Annotated in this window: 12 protein-coding genes; 5 read left to right on the top strand and 7 right to left on the bottom strand. The window is 72.4% G+C overall.

Annotated elements, in window-relative coordinates:
- The first annotated feature begins 4 nt into the window (after window positions 1–4).
- On the top strand, window positions 5–1,270 hold the full coding sequence (gene thrC / locus MUY22_RS48225; protein ID WP_247055177.1) for a threonine synthase: 1,266 nt from the start codon (window positions 5–7) through the stop codon (window positions 1,268–1,270).
- A gap of 62 nt (window positions 1,271–1,332) precedes the next feature.
- Here thrC and MUY22_RS48230 read toward each other — a convergent pair whose 3' ends face one another.
- From MUY22_RS48230 to nadD, 7 genes are all read right to left on the bottom strand, one after another.
- Window positions 1,333–3,714: a ComEC/Rec2 family competence protein gene (locus MUY22_RS48230; protein WP_247055179.1), complete on the bottom strand. Its 2,382-nt coding sequence runs from the start codon at window positions 3,712–3,714 to the stop codon at window positions 1,333–1,335.
- Complete coding sequence (locus MUY22_RS48235) at window positions 3,711–4,427, bottom strand: helix-hairpin-helix domain-containing protein (RefSeq protein WP_247055181.1); 717 nt, start codon at window positions 4,425–4,427, stop codon at window positions 3,711–3,713. The genes MUY22_RS48230 and MUY22_RS48235 overlap by 4 nt, the downstream gene beginning before the upstream one ends.
- A gap of 142 nt (window positions 4,428–4,569) precedes the next feature.
- The gene (locus tag MUY22_RS48240) at window positions 4,570–5,433 is read right to left on the bottom strand and encodes a DegV family protein (protein WP_247055183.1); all 864 of its coding nucleotides are present in this window, start codon (window positions 5,431–5,433) and stop codon (window positions 4,570–4,572) included.
- Between the two features lie 4 nt (window positions 5,434–5,437).
- Entirely contained in the window at window positions 5,438–6,166 is a 729-nt protein-coding gene (gene octT / locus MUY22_RS48245; RefSeq protein ID WP_247055186.1) for a diglucosylglycerate octanoyltransferase, read from the bottom strand.
- Between the two features lie 3 nt (window positions 6,167–6,169).
- Window positions 6,170–6,784: a histidine phosphatase family protein gene (locus tag MUY22_RS48250; RefSeq protein WP_247055188.1), complete on the bottom strand. Its 615-nt coding sequence runs from the start codon at window positions 6,782–6,784 to the stop codon at window positions 6,170–6,172.
- A complete protein-coding gene (rsfS, locus tag MUY22_RS48255) occupies window positions 6,781–7,176 on the bottom strand; it encodes a ribosome silencing factor (RefSeq protein WP_247055190.1) in 396 nt (131 codons plus the stop codon). Before rsfS ends, MUY22_RS48250 begins: the two co-directional genes overlap by 4 nt.
- 60 nt (window positions 7,177–7,236) lie before the next feature.
- Entirely contained in the window at window positions 7,237–7,806 is a 570-nt protein-coding gene (gene nadD / locus MUY22_RS48260; protein WP_247064488.1) for a nicotinate-nucleotide adenylyltransferase, read from the bottom strand.
- Window positions 7,807–8,003: 197 nt separating this feature from the next.
- Between nadD and MUY22_RS48265 the strand changes: the two genes are divergently transcribed.
- The 4 genes from MUY22_RS48265 (at window position 8,004) to argS (ending at window position 14,414) form a co-directional block, all read left to right on the top strand.
- The gene (locus MUY22_RS48265; RefSeq protein WP_247055192.1) at window positions 8,004–10,115 is read left to right on the top strand and encodes a RecQ family ATP-dependent DNA helicase; all 2,112 of its coding nucleotides are present in this window, start codon (window positions 8,004–8,006) and stop codon (window positions 10,113–10,115) included.
- Window positions 10,116–10,480: 365 nt separating this feature from the next.
- Window positions 10,481–11,269, top strand: coding sequence for an alpha/beta hydrolase (locus MUY22_RS48270; protein WP_247055194.1), 789 nt, complete (start codon window positions 10,481–10,483; stop codon window positions 11,267–11,269).
- Window positions 11,270–11,348: 79 nt separating this feature from the next.
- Entirely contained in the window at window positions 11,349–12,620 is a 1,272-nt protein-coding gene (locus MUY22_RS48275) for an MFS transporter (RefSeq protein ID WP_247055196.1), read from the top strand.
- A 72-nt stretch (window positions 12,621–12,692) separates the two neighbouring features.
- Window positions 12,693–14,414, top strand: a complete 1,722-nt coding sequence (argS, locus tag MUY22_RS48280; RefSeq protein ID WP_247055198.1) for an arginine--tRNA ligase — start codon at window positions 12,693–12,695, stop codon at window positions 14,412–14,414.
- Window positions 14,415–14,418 lie beyond the last annotated feature (4 nt).

The raw sequence follows: 14,418 nt of genomic DNA on the forward strand, positions 1-14,418 counted from the left end.
CGCGATGACCGCAACCCTCGGCACGACCTCCACCACCAAGACCCCGGATCTCGGACCGGCCGTCGAACTGGTGTCGAAGGAAGAGGGCCACCGGCAGCCGCTCGCCCCCGAGTTCGTCTCCGCCGAAGACTTCTCGCCGCTCGAGGTCGCCTACGACTTCGGCCGCGTCCGCCGTGAAGACATCGAGGCCGGCCCCAAGAACATCTGGCGCTACAAGAAGCTCCTCCCAGTTCCGTCCAACATCGAAGAGATCCCGAACACCGAGCCCGGCTCGACGCGGCTGATCCGCGCCGACCGCCTGGCCAAGGAGCTCGGCCTCAAGCGCCTGTGGGTCAAGGACGACACCGGCAACCCGACGCACTCCTTCAAGGACCGCGTGGTCGCCGTCGCGCTCGCCGCGGCCCGCGAGTTCGGCTTCGAGGTGCTCGCCTGTCCCTCGACCGGCAACCTGGCCAACGCCGTCGCCGCCGCGGCGGCGCGCGCGGGCTGGAAGTCGGTCGTGCTGATCCCCAAGTCCCTCGAGCGCGCCAAGATCCTCACCACCGCGGTGTACGACGGCGACCTGATCGCCGTCGACGGCAACTACGACGACGTCAACCGGCTCGCCACCGAGCTGGCCGGTGAGCACCCGAGCTGGGCCTTCGTGAACGTCAACGTCCGCCCGTACTACTCCGAGGGCTCGAAGACACTCGCCTTCGAGGTCGCCGAGCAGCTCGGCTGGCGGATCCCGCCGCAGATCGTCGTGCCGATCGCCTCCGGTTCACAGCTCACCAAGGTGGACAAGGGTTTCCGCGAACTGGGCCAGCTCGGCCTCGTGGACGCCAGCCCGTACAAGGTGTTCGGCGCCCAGGCCACCGGCTGCTCGCCGGTCTCGGCCGCGTTCCGCGCCGGCCAGGACGTCGTCCAGCCGGTGAAGCCGGACACCATCGCCCGCTCGCTGGCGATCGGCAACCCGGCCGACGGCCCGTACGTGCTCGACATCGTCAACCGCACCGGCGGCTCGATCGAAGACGTCACCGACGAAGAGGTCGTCGAAGGCATCCGGCTGCTGGCCCGCACCGAGGGCATCTTCACCGAGACGGCCGGCGGGGTCACCGTCGCCACGGCGAAGAAGCTCATCGAGACGGGCAAGCTGGACCCGGACGCCGAGACCGTCCTCCTCATCACCGGCGACGGCCTCAAGACCCTCGACGCCATCGAGAACCACGTCGGCCCCAAGGCGACCGTGCCGGCTTCGGCCGCGGCCGTGAACAAGGCCCTCGGCTACTGACGTCTCCCCGCCGGGGCGAGCCACGCCCGCCCCGGCGGGAACGCGTTGCCGGGCAACGGAAGTCAGCGGTGGGGCGGGCCGCGCGGTTCGCCTCGGCGGGCTATCGCCGGGCCTGACGGGTCCGGGACCACAGCGGTGTCGCCGTCGACGTCGGTCCGGGTCACCAAGGCACCCAGCGCCGTCAAGGTGTCCACTGTGGACTTGCTCGGGTGGCCGTAGGTGTTGCCCGCGCCGACGCTGATGAGCGCCGCGCGCGGCGCCACCGCGGCGAGGAAGGCCGGCAGCGAGTACCGCGAACCGTGGTGGGGCACCTTGAGCACCTCCGCTTTCAGGTCTCCGACGTCGGCCAGCAGGTCCGACTGGGCCGCCAGTTCGACGTCTCCCGTCATCAGCACCCGGCCGGCGGCCGTTTCCGCCCGCAGGACGACCGAGCTGTTGTTGATCGTCGTGCCGTCCTGCCGGCCGGCCGGCCGCGACGGCACGTACCGCGGCCCGAGCACGTCGAGCGCCAGCCCGGGCAGGTCGACCCGCTCGCCCGGGCTCAGCTCCACCAGCGGCACGCCGCGGCGGGACGCCTCCGCAGCGACCTGCCGCCACGCCCACTCCGGCGTCCGCCCCGGCCCGACGGCGATCCCGCCGACCGACCAGCCGTCGAAGACCGACGCGAGCCCGCCGATGTGGTCGGCGTGCAGGTGGCTCAGCACCAGCAACGGGATCCGGTCGACCGACAGCCGGTGCAGGCACTCGTCGACCGGCCCCGGCTCGGGCCCGGTGTCCACCACCACGGCCCGCCCCGGCTCGGCCGTCGCCAGCACGACCGCGTCACCCTGGCCGACGTCGCACTCGACCATCGCCCAGTTCCGCGGCGGCCACGCGGGCGCGAGCACCCGCACCGGCACGAACACCAGCAAAGCGCCGACGATCAGCACCGCCAGGAGCAGCCGGACCCGCCGGTACCGCGCGGCGAACACGAGCACCGCGAGGACGGCCGCCGCGAGCAATGCGCCCGCCCAGCCGCCGGGCCAGGGAACGACCGCGCCCGGGGCTCGCGCGCCGTGCCGCGCCACGAAGATCAGCCACTCGGCCTCCGGGCCGGCCAGGTGCACCAGGAACGCCCCGCCGCCCGGCCACCACGGCCCGACGACCGTCGCCAGCACCCCGAGCACCGTCGCCGGGGCGACGACGGGCGCGGCGAGGACGTTGGTCACCACCGACACCAGGCTCACCGTGCCCGCCATCCCGGCCAGCACCGGCGCCGTCACCACGAAGGCGGCGAGCGGGATCGCCAGCCCTTCGGCGAAGCCCGGTGGGACGCCGCGGCGGACCAGTACACCCGCCCAGCGCGGAGCCAGCAGGACGAGCCCGGCGGTGGCGAAGACCGACAACGCGAACCCGAAGTCCGTGGCCATCGCCGGATCCGCCACGACCAGCACGCACACCGCGAAGGCCAGCGCGGGCAGCGCCGAGCCCCGCCGTCCCAGTGCCAGGGCCAGCAACGCGACCGCCGCCATGACCCCGGCGCGCAGCACACTCGGTTCGGGACCGACCAGGACCAGGAACCCGGCCAGGCACAGGCCCGCCGCCACGGCCGACAACCGCGGGCCCAGCCGAAGCACTCGCAGCAGGAGCAGGACCGCGCCGCACGCCACGGCGAGGTTTCCGCCGCTCACCGCTGTCAGGTGAGCAAGCCCCGCGGTGACGAACTCCTGCTCGATCCGAGGGGACAACCCGCTCGTGTCGCCCAGGACCAGGCCCGGCAGCAGTCCCGCGGGTTCCTCCGGCAGGGTCTGGCTCAGGTCGTGCAGGCCGGACCGCAGTCCGGCCGCGGCCTCCTGCCACCACGGCGCCGGGCCCGGCTCACCCGGCGGGCCTCGCACGGACAGCACCGCAACGGTCAGGTCCGCGCCACGAGGTGGCATCAGCAGGCCCGCCACCCGGACTTCCTGCCCCGGCAGCACGCCCACCCAGTCCGCGACGGGCGCGAGCAGCAGGACCCGCCCGGACGAGACGACCGGCTGTCCGTCGACGGACGCCGCGCGCACGTCGGCGGACAGGACCACGGACCGGGCGCCCGCCTGCCGATCGGCGTACCCCGCGCTCCGCACCGGCTTCGGCCGTTCCGCGACGACCACCGTGAGCGTCGCGGGCAGTCCCTGGGCCGCGGCCGCACGCAGGCCGTCACGCTCGGCGTCGTGGATCCGCCAGGCGATCGGACCGGCGGCGACCAGGCCGAGCACCAGCAGCGCCGCCGCAGCGCCGAACACCCGGGACCGGCCACGCGCCCGCCAGAGCAGCACCCCGGCGAGCACGGCCGCGGCGAGACCGACGGCGACCGCCGTCCACCAGCCGAGCAGCAGCCCGGCCAGTGCAGCGAGCCAGCACGCGAGCGCCGCCGGGACCAGCCGCATGTCCTGCCGGGTGTCGGTCGCGGGAATCGTGTTCATCCGACCGTCACCTGCTCGCGGAGCTTCTCGAACTTGCTTTCGCCGATGCCGTCGACGTCGCGCAGCTGCTCGACTTTCGTGAAGCCGCCGTGCTCCGCGCGCCACTGGACGATCCGCTTGGCCATCACCTCGCCGACGCCGGGCAGGGTGTCCAGCTGGTCCGGGCTCGCCGCGTTGAGGTCGACCTTCCCGCCGCCGCCTTCGGAGACACCGGGCGGCGCGATGGGCGCCGGGATCCCGACCGCGAGCTGCTCGCCGTCGGTCACCTTGCGGGCGAGGTTCACGGCGCTGAGGTCCGCGCCGGGGTCGGTTCCCCCGGCGGCGCGCAGCACGTCGGCGACCCGGGATCCCTGGGGCACGGTGACCAGGCCGGGCGACCGGACGCGGCCGATCACGCTGACGACGAGACCGGCCTTGGGTGCGGCCGGCGCCTCGGCCGCGGGTTTCGCGCTGGGCAGCGGAGGCGGTGGCTCGGGCGCCGGACGGTCGCCCAGCAGCGCGACCGAGCCGAGGACGAGCACCACGACGGCCACGAAGACACCGGCGAACGCCCAGCGGCGCCGGCCCGCGCCGGTCGCTCCACCCGGCAGCCAGCGCCGGACCAACCGGCCGCCGGGCCCGACCGTGCTCGCGTCGGGCGAGAGCTGGTCGGCCAGCCAGGCGAGCCGGTCGTTGACGGGGAGGCCCGGATCCCGGGCGGGCTGCTCGAACACACGATCGACGTTAGGGGCCGCGGGGAGGCGGGCGACAGGGGTGGCGCCGCGTCCTGTGGACAAGTGGGGTGTTGTGGACGGATGCCGCCGGCCGGGCCCGGGAACGGCGGTTTTCGTCGTACCCGGATGAGATGCTGGAGGGTCAGGCGTCCGGCCGGGCCGGCACCGTGCGCTGCACGACCACGCCCAGCACGCCGGGGCCGGTGTGCGCGCCGATCACCGCGCCCAGCTCGGAGACCACGCAGCCCGCCGACCGCGGCACGGCTTCTTCCAGCCGGTTCGCCAGCTCGACCGCCCGGTCCGGCGACGCGAGGTGGTGGACGGCGAGCTCGACGTCGTCGTCGTCCGCCGCGCGAGCCGCCAGCTCGACCAGCCGCGCGATCGCCCGGTTCATGGTCCGGACCTTCTCCAGCGGCAGGATCCGGCCGTCGGACATGTGCAGCACCGGCTTCACCGCCAGCGCCGTCCCGAGCAGCGCCGCCGCCGGGCCGATCCGGCCGCCGCGGCGCAGGTACTCCAGGGTTTCCACGACGAACAACGTCGAGGAGCACTTGGCCGCGGTCATCGCCGCCGCCTCGACCGCCTTCGGATCCGCGCCGGCCGCGGCGGCGTCCGCGGCGTGCAGCGCGGCGAACCCGAGGCCCATCGCGGTCGTGCGCGAGTCGACCACGCGCACCCGGTCCGGCCCGACCTCCTGGGCCGCCAGCACCGCCGCTTCCCAGGTGCCCGACAGCTCGCGGGAAAGGTGGATGGAGACGATCGCGTCCGCGCCGTCGGCGAGCGCCGCCCGGAATTCCTTCGCGAACTCGGCCGGGGTCGGCCGGGACGTCGTGACGATCTTGCGCTGGCTCATCGCCTCGGCGACCGCCGCCGGGCCGGTTTCCACGCCGTCGAGCGACACCACGCCGTCGACCAGGACGTGCAGCGGCACCACCCGGACCTCGTGCCGTTCGGCGAACCCCTCCGGCAGGTGGGCGGTGGAATCCGTGACTACGGCGACCGACACGCCGTCAGCCTACGTGGCCGGGGGCCGCTATCGGGGCCAGCAACACGGACATCGCCTCGCCCACGGCGGCGTGCCCGGCCCAGCCCCAGTGCATGCCGTCCGGGTTGCCCGCGCCGCTCAGGACGTGCTCGCCGACGACCTCTTTCAGGTCCAGCAACGGTACGCGGGCGCGCTCGCCCCAGGCCCTCATCGCGGCTTCGGCGCCCGGCCGCGCGGTGTGCACCCCGCCGTAGGCCGCGGCCCGGTGCACCGACGGCAGCATCCCGAAGATCGGCAGCTCGGGACGCAGGACACGCAACGCTTCCACGGCGGTGTCGAGGTACTGCACGGTCAGCTTCACCGGCAGCACCCGCGGACGGCCGCGGAACGCGACCGAAAGCCGGGGCTGCGCGGCGAGATAAGCCTTGCGCGCCACCCGTCGCACCGGATCGGGCCGCAGGTACTTCAGCCCGCCGCGCAGGTAGGTCGGCAACGGCGAGGGCAGCGTGTCCATGCTCCCGATCGCCAGCACGACGGCGTCGACGTGGTGCAGGTCGGCCCAGACGCGCGGGTCGCCGGTGAGCGACCACCAGACGTCGCGGGCGGTCCAGCCGATCCCGGCGACCAGGTCGGCGGTGCCGCCGAGGGCCGCCGCCGCGATGTTCGGCCACAGCCGCGGTTCGTCCGCGGCGCAGGGCCCCTCGGGGCCGTGAAAGCTCAGCGAGTCGCCGAACACCACCAGGTGTGGCCCCATCGGCTAGCCGGTCATCCCCGCGTTGTAGGCGTGCAGCCGCCACTTGCCGTCACGCAGGCCGAGCTCGACCCAGTGGCAGTTGGCGATCCCGCCGAGGGACGGCCAGATCTCGACCGGCAGCTTCAGCAGGCCAGCGGTGAGGGCGATGATCAACCCGCCGTGGGCGGCCAGCAGCACGGTGTCGCCGACGTCGGAGTTGGCCTGCTGCAGGTCGGACACGACCTCGCCGGCGCGCTCGGCGACGTCGAGCCGGTTCTCGCCGCCCGGCGGGGCCCAGGTGGCGTCGGTGCGCCAGCGGGCGCGTTCACCGGGGTACTCGGCGTCGACCTCGGCGCCGGTCTTCCCCTGCCACTCGCCCAGGTGCGTCTCGCGCAGCCGCTTGTCGATGCGCAGCGGGACGCCGATGGCGTCGGTGAGCACGGTCGCCGTGTCGGTCGCGCGACGCAGGTCGGAGGCGATCACGAGGTCCGGCGAGAACCGGGCCAGCGCGGGGACGGCGAAGCGAGCCTGGTTCCAGCCGACCGGGGTCAGCGCCGAGTCCAGGTGACCTTGCATCCGCCCGGCGGCGTTGTAGTCCGTCTCGCCGTGGCGCCAGAGCACCAGCCGCCGCGGGCTCACCGGGCGTCCGCGTCCTCATCGGCGGGCGGCTCCTCGAGACCGGCCACCTCGATCCGCGGGCAGTCCTTCCACAGCCGTTCGAGGCCGTAGAAGCTGCGCTCCTCGACGTGCTGGACGTGCACGACGACGTCGACGTAGTCGAGCAGGACCCAGCGGCCCTCACGGGCGCCTTCGCGGCGGACCGGCTTGTGCCCGGCCACCCGCAGCTGCTCCTCGACGTTGTCGACGATCGCGCCGACCAGGCGCTCGTTGGGCGCGGAGGCGATGACGAAGGCGTCGGTGATGACGAGCTGCTCGGACACGTCCAGCACGACGACGTCGCTGGCCTTCTTGTCCGCCGCCGCGTGTGCGGCCGCTACGGCCAGCTCTCGTGCCTCGGACGTGGCTGTCACGGTGCTCCTTTTCCGGATCGGGTTCGCCCGAGAAGAGTACCCGCCGCGACCAGCGGTGCTTCAGTCGCTCTTCCGGTAGAGATCCTTCTTGGTGATGTAGCGGACGACGCCGTCGGGAACGAGGTACCAGACCGGCTCCCCGCGCTCGACGCGGTCGCGGCAGCCGGTCGACGAAATCGCCATCGCGGTGACCTCGACGAGACTCACCTTCCCGCTGGGCAGGTGGTGCGAGTTGAGCCGGTAGCCGGGCCGCGTGACGCCGATGAAGTGCGCGAAGTCGAACAGCTCGTCGGCCTTGTGCCAGGTGAGGATCTGCTCGAGCGCGTCGGCGCCGGTGATGAAGTAGAGCTGGTCGCCGGGGTACTCGGCGTGGAGGTCGCGCAGGGTGTCGACGGTGTAGGTCTGGCCGGCGCGGTCGATGTCCACGCGGCTGACCGAGAAGACCGGGTTGGACGCGGTCGCGATGACCGTCATCAGGTAGCGGTCCTCGGCCTTGGTGACCTTGCGATCGGTCTTCTGCCAGGGCTGCCCGGTGGGCACGAAGATCACTTCGTCGAGCCCGAACCGGGACTGGACCTCGCTCGCCGCAACGAGGTGGCCGTGGTGCACGGGGTCGAAAGTGCCGCCCATGACCCCGATCCGCCGTGGTGACATGGGACCCGAGCCTATACACCGGACCCGTGGGCCGTCCGGTCCAGCAGCACACCTCGCCCGACCGTGCAGGAATTGTGATTCAGCTCACATTACGGCCGGTATTCGACACGAACGGTCCGTTCGCGCCGCCGCCGATTCCCGGTTCGTCGGTGGCATGGGGTAGACGTGGGGACGTGGACACCACCAGCACCACCCCAGCACTCCGCGACCGCGCCGAGACCCTCCTCCGGGCGCTCGCCGGCGACTCGGCGAAGCTGCGCGAAGACCAGTGGACGGCCATCGAGGCCTTGGTCGCGGAGCGGCGTCGCGCGCTCGTCGTGCAACGCACCGGGTGGGGCAAGTCGGCGGTCTACTTCCTGGCCACGGCCCTGCTGCGCGAACAGGGCAGCGGGCCGACGGTGATCGTCTCGCCGCTGCTGGCCCTGATGCGCAACCAGATCTCGGCGGCGGCGAAGGCCGGGATCCACGCGGCGACGATGAACTCCGCGAACCCGCAGGAGTGGGAGCACGTCCAGGCGTCGGTCGCGGCCGGCGAGATCGACGTCCTGCTCGTCAGCCCCGAGCGGCTGAACAACCCGGACTTCCGCGACAACGTGCTGCCGAAGCTGACCGCGAGCACCGGCCTGCTGGTGGTCGACGAAGCGCACTGCATCTCCGACTGGGGCCACGACTTCCGGCCGGACTACCGGCGGCTGCGCACGCTGCTGGGCGACCTGCCCGACGGCGTGCCGGTGCTGGCGACCACCGCGACGGCGAACGACCGCGTCGTCACCGACGTCGCCGAGCAGCTGGGCATGGGCAGCGGCGGCGACACGCTGGTGCTGCGCGGCAGCCTCGACCGGGAAAGCCTGCGGCTGTCGGTCTGCCGGCTGCCGACGTCGCAGGCGCGGCTCGCGTGGCTCGCGGAGCACCTGGCCGAACTGCCGGGGTCGGGGATCATCTACACGCTGACGGTCGCGGCGGCGCACGACGTCGCCTCCCTGTTGAAGGACCGCGGCTACCCGGTGGCGGCCTACACCGGGAAGACCGACCCGGCCGACCGGCAGGCGGCCGAGGACGACCTGCTCGGCAACCGCGTCAAGGCGCTGGTCGCGACGTCCGCGCTGGGCATGGGGTTCGACAAGCCGGACCTCGGGTTCGTCGTGCACCTCGGGGCGCCGTCGTCGCCGATCGCGTACTACCAGCAGGTCGGCCGCGCCGGGCGTGGTGTGGAGCGCGCGGAGGTCGTCCTGCTGCCCGGCGAGGAGGACCGGGCGATCTGGGCGTACTTCGGGTCGCTGGCGTTCCCGGACGAGCTGCGGGTGACGCAGGTGCTGAACTCGCTCGCCTACGCCGACCGTCCACTTTCGACGGCCGCGCTCGAGCCGTCGGTGGAGCTTTCCCGCTCCCGCCTGGAAATGGTGCTCAAGGTGCTGGACGTCGACGGCGCGGTCCGGCGCGTGAAGGGCGGCTGGGAGAGCACGGGCGAAGACTGGCAGTACGACCGCAGCCGCTACCAGCGCGTCGCGGAAGCGCGTGACCGCGAGCAGGAAGCGATGCTCGGCTACCTGGCGACCGGCGACTGCCGGATGGAGTACCTGCGGCGTCAGCTCGACGACCCCGACGCGGCGCCGTGCGGGCGGTGCGACAACTGCACCGGGCAGCACTGGGACACGTCGGTGACCGACGAGGTCGTCAACGCGACGCGGGAACGCTTGCAGCGGCCGGGCGTCGAGGTCGCGCCGCGGAAGCAGTGGCCCACCGGGATGTCCTCTTTGGACGTTCCGGTCTCCGGCCGGATCGGCGCCGACGACCAGGCCGAACCGGGGCAGGTCCTCGGGCGGCTGACGGACGTCGGCTGGGGCAACCGGCTGCGGGAGCTCGTCGGCCCGGCGGCGCAGGACGCGGACGTGCCGGACTCGGTGTTCAAGGCGTGCGTCCAGGTGCTGGCCGGGTGGCAGTGGTCGGAGCGGCCGGTGGCGGTGGTCGCGGTGCCGTCGTCGACGCGGCCGCAGCTGGTCTACAGCCTGGCGACGCAGCTGGCGGACATCGGCAAGCTCGACTTCCTCGGAGCGCTCGACGCGGACGGCCCGCCACCGCGCCAGGCGAACAGTGCGCAACGGCTGGCCGACCTGTGGCGGCGGCTGAGCATGCCGGCCGACCTGGCCGCGGCGTTGCCCGCGGGGCCGATCCTGCTGGTCGACGACGTCATCGACACCGGCTGGACGATGACGCTGGCGACCCGGCTGCTGCGGCGGGCCGGGGCGCCCGCGGTGCTGCCGTTCGCGTTGGCCAGCACGGCCTGACCTCGGGCCGCCCGGCGGGATTTTGCCGCGGCGGCACCCCTCGGCGGGCGGGCCGACGCGCGTGATTGAGCCCCGATTCGCGTGACTGGCGGCGAAACTCGCGTGATCGAGCCCGGATCTCGCGTGATCAAGGGCGGGACTCGCGTGATTGAACGCGGATCTCGCGCGATCAAGCGGGCATCACGCGTGATTGAAGGGACGACTCGCGTGCCTGGGCGGTCGGGCTGGGGTCGGGCGTCGCGTGATTTAGGTGACAGAACGATCTGTCTTGTTTGGTTGACCGTGGGAGTTCGGGGCGGCATGCTGAACGGCGGTTGAGACAGAACGTTCTGTATCAGGTGGAGGTTGTCGTGGGTGCTCGGACTGTGGTTCTGGTGCATGGGCTGTGGATGACGCCGTTGAGCTGGGAGGGGTGGGTCGAGCGGTACGAGGCCGCCGGGTTTCGGGTGCTGGCGCCGTCGTGGCCGGGGCTGGAAGGTGGGGTCGAGGCCTTGCGGAAGGACCCGAGCCCGCTTGCGGGGCTGGGGATCGGCGAGATCGTCGACCACTACGAGCGGATCATCCGCGGGCTCGACGAGCCGCCGATCATCATGGGGCACTCCTTCGGCGGCACCTTCACGCAGCTGCTGCTGAACCGCGGGGTGGGCGCGGCGGGCGTCGCGATCGACTCGGGGCCCGTCAAGGGGGTGCTGGGGCTGCCGCTGTCGACGTTGCGGTCGGCGCGGCCCGTGCTCGGGAATCCCTTCAACCGCACCAAAGCCGTGCCGCTGACGCCGAAGCAGTTCCGCTACGCCTTCACCAACACGCTGACCGAGCAGCAGTCGCGGGAGGTCTACGACCGGTACCACGTCCCCGGCTCCGCCCGCGTGCTGTTCCAGGGCGCCTTCGCGAACTTCAACCCCAAGTCGCCGACCAAGGTGGACTTCGCCGCGAAGAAGACGCCGCTGCTGTTCATCGCCGGCGGTGCGGACCACATCGTGCCGCCGTCGCTGAACAAGGAGAACGTCCGGCGCTACCACCGGGCGCCGTCGGTCACCGACTACGTCGAGTTCCCGGGGCGAACGCACTACACCGTCGGGCAGGACGGCTGGGAGGAAGTGGCCGACAAGGCGCTGAGCTGGGCCGTCGAGCAGACGACGGGTTCCGCCGGCTGAACCGGACGGTCGGGATCTTTCGCACCGCGGACGGATGTGGCAAAGTCGCGTTCCACCTTCGGGGGACGTGGAGGCCGCCATGACCGTGCGGGTCCAGCACCGGCTGCCGGTGCGCAAGCTGTTCGCGGCGAGCGCGGGCAACGCGCTGGAGTGGTTCGACTGGACGATCTACGCGACGTTCAGCATCTACTTCGCCGGCGCGTTCTTCCCGTCCGGCAACGACACGCTCGCCCTGATCAACACGTTCGCCACCTACGCGCTCGCGTTCTTCTTCCGCCCGCTCGGCGGAGTGCTGCTCGGGCGCTTCGCCGACACCCGCGGCCGCAAGCCCGCCATGATCCTCACCATCGTGCTCATGGCGGGCGGCTCGGTCGCGATCGGCGTGCTGCCGACGTTCGCGCAGGTCGGCTGGCTCGCGCCGCTCCTGCTGCTGCTCGCCCGGATCGCGCAGGGGCTCTCGCTCGGCGGCGAGGTGTCGAACGCGTCGGCATACCTGGGCGAGATCGCGCCGGCCGCGCGGCGGGGCCGGTACTCGGCGTTCTTCTACATCTCGACCGGCTCCGCGGTGCTCGTCGCGACCGTGCTCGGGTTCGTGCTGTCGCGGACGCTCGACAAGGCACAGCTCGCGTCCTGGGGCTGGCGGCTGCCGTTCCTGCTGGGCGGCGTCTTCGGCGTGGTCGGGCTGTGGCTGCGCCGCAGCCTCGCCGAGACCGAGCTGTTCGAGCGGACGAAGACCAAGGCGCGGAAGCTCGAGCGGCCGCTGCTGACCACGCTGACGCACCACCCGAAGGCCGTCGGCCGGCTCGTCGGGTTCTCCATGCTCTCGACGCTCTGCTACTACACGTTCTTCAGCGCGCTCACCTCGTTCGCGGTGAAGAACCGGCACGCCGACGCCGATGCCGTGTTCCTCGCGCTCTCGATCGGCACGGCCTTGTTCATCGCGCTGCAGTACCCGATGGGCGCGCTCGCGGACCGCGTCGGGCGGAAGCCGCAGCTGCTCGTCTGGTCCGGGGCCACCGCGGTCGTCATCGTGCCCCTGTCCACTTTGATCGGCCCGAACATCGGCGGCCTGCTCGTCGTGTTCTGCGTCGGGCTGGGGTTGTACACGGCGATGACGTCGATCGCGCCGGCGATCATGAGCGAGCTGTTCCCCACCGAGCTGCGCGGGCTGGGGATCGGGGCCTGGTACAACCTGACCGTCGCGATCTTCGGCGGGACCGCTCCCCTGCTCATCACCGTGTTCGGCGCGATCTCGCCGACGCTCTACTTCTGGTACGTCGCCGCCGGTGCCACGATCGCGTTCGCCGTGATCCTGACGCTGCCGGAGACCAAGGGCAGCGAGCTGGGGTAATCCCTTCGTCGCCGGCCGGTCACGCTCGCTAGGCTGCGGGCTCCGCCGACCGAGCCCCGAAGGAGGGACACCGTGCACACCGCCGACGTTACCGAGGAGCTGGCGCGCCGCGTGGTGGCCGCCGTCGGCCGGGCTCTGGACGTGGACCTGACGCCGGAGCAGGCGCTGATCCAGGCGTCGCCGCGTGACGGCGTCGACTACCAGGCCAACCTCGCGATGAGCCTCGGCAAGAAGCTCGGCCGGCCGCCGCGCGAGGTCGCGACGCTGATCGCCGAAGCCGTGGAGCTGGCCGGGATCGCGGACGCGCCCGAGGTCGCCGGGCCGGGCTTCCTCAACTTCGTGCTGCGCAAGGACTGGCTGGAATCACGCACGGCCGCGGTGCTCGGCGACCCGCGGCTCGGCGTGCCGAAGACGGCTGAGCCGCGCATGATCGCGCTCGACTACAGCAGCCCGAACGTCGCGAAGGAGATGCACGTCGGGCACCTGCGCTCGTCCGTGATCGGCGACGCCCTCGCGCGCCTGCTGCGCTTCGCGGGCCACGAAGTGCTGCCGCACAACCACCTCGGCGACTGGGGCACGCCGTTCGGCATGCTCATCGAGCACCTGCTCGACGTCCCGTCCGAGCAGCGCGCGATCGCCGACCTCGACGCCTTCTACCGCGAAGCGCGCCGGAAGTTCGACAGCGACGAAGCGTTCGCGACGCGGGCGCGCACCCGCGTCGTGCTGCTGCAGAGCGGCGACGAAGACACCCTCGCCGTGTGGCGGACCCTCGTCGACGAGTCGACCCGGCACTTCGACGAGGTCTACGCCCTGCTCGGGATCTCCTTGACGGACAAGGACATCTACGGCGAAAGCTTCTACAACTCCTACCTCGCCGCAGTCGTCGACGATCTCGAAGCGGCCGGGCTGACCGAGATCAGCGACGGCGCCGTCTGCGTGTTCCCGGAGGGGTTCCGCAACCGGGAAGGCGACCGGCTGCCGCTGATCGTCCGCAAGCGCGACGGCGGCTACGGTTACGCCGCCACGGACCTGGCCACCGTCCGGTACTGGACGGCCGAGCGCGGCGCCACCGACCTGCTCTACGTCGTCGGGACGCCGCAGGCGCAGCACTTCGCGATGGTGTTCTCGGCCTGCCGCACGGCGGGCTGGCTGACCGGGCACGCCGAGCACGTCGGCTTCGGCACCGTGCTGGGCGCGGACGGCAAGACGATGCGGACGCGGGCCGGCGAGACGATCAAGCTGGCCGACCTGCTCACCGAAGCCGTGACGCAGGCCGCCGTAGTCGTCGCCGAGCGCAGTGAGCTCGACGCGGCGGGGCAGGCCGAGGTCGCCCGCGCGGTGGGCATCGGGGCGGTCAAGTACGCCGATCTCTCCGGCGACCGCGAGCGCGACTACGTCTTCGCCTGGGAACGCATGCTCGCCAAGGAGGGCAACACCTCGGTGTACCTCCAGTACGCGCACGCGCGGACGCGCTCGATCCTGCGCAAGGCGGGCGGCGAGCCCGAGGGCACACGGATCCTGCTGGACGAACCGGCGGAACGGGCGCTCGCGCTGAAGCTGCTGCGCTTCGGCGAAGCCCTTCAGGCCGCGACGAGCGCCTACGCGCCGCACAAGCTCTGCACGTACCTTTACGAGACCGCCGTCGCGTTTTCCCGGTTCTACGACGATTGTCCGGTCCTCAAGGCGCCGACCCCCGAGCTGCGCGCGTCCCGGCTGCGGTTGACTACGCTGACGGCGCACACGCTCGCGCTCGGGCTTTCCCTGCTCGGCATCGACGCGCCCGACCAGCTCTAGCGGG

The organism is Amycolatopsis sp. WQ 127309, assembly GCF_023023025.1.
Lineage (GTDB): Bacteria > Actinomycetota > Actinomycetes > Mycobacteriales > Pseudonocardiaceae > Amycolatopsis.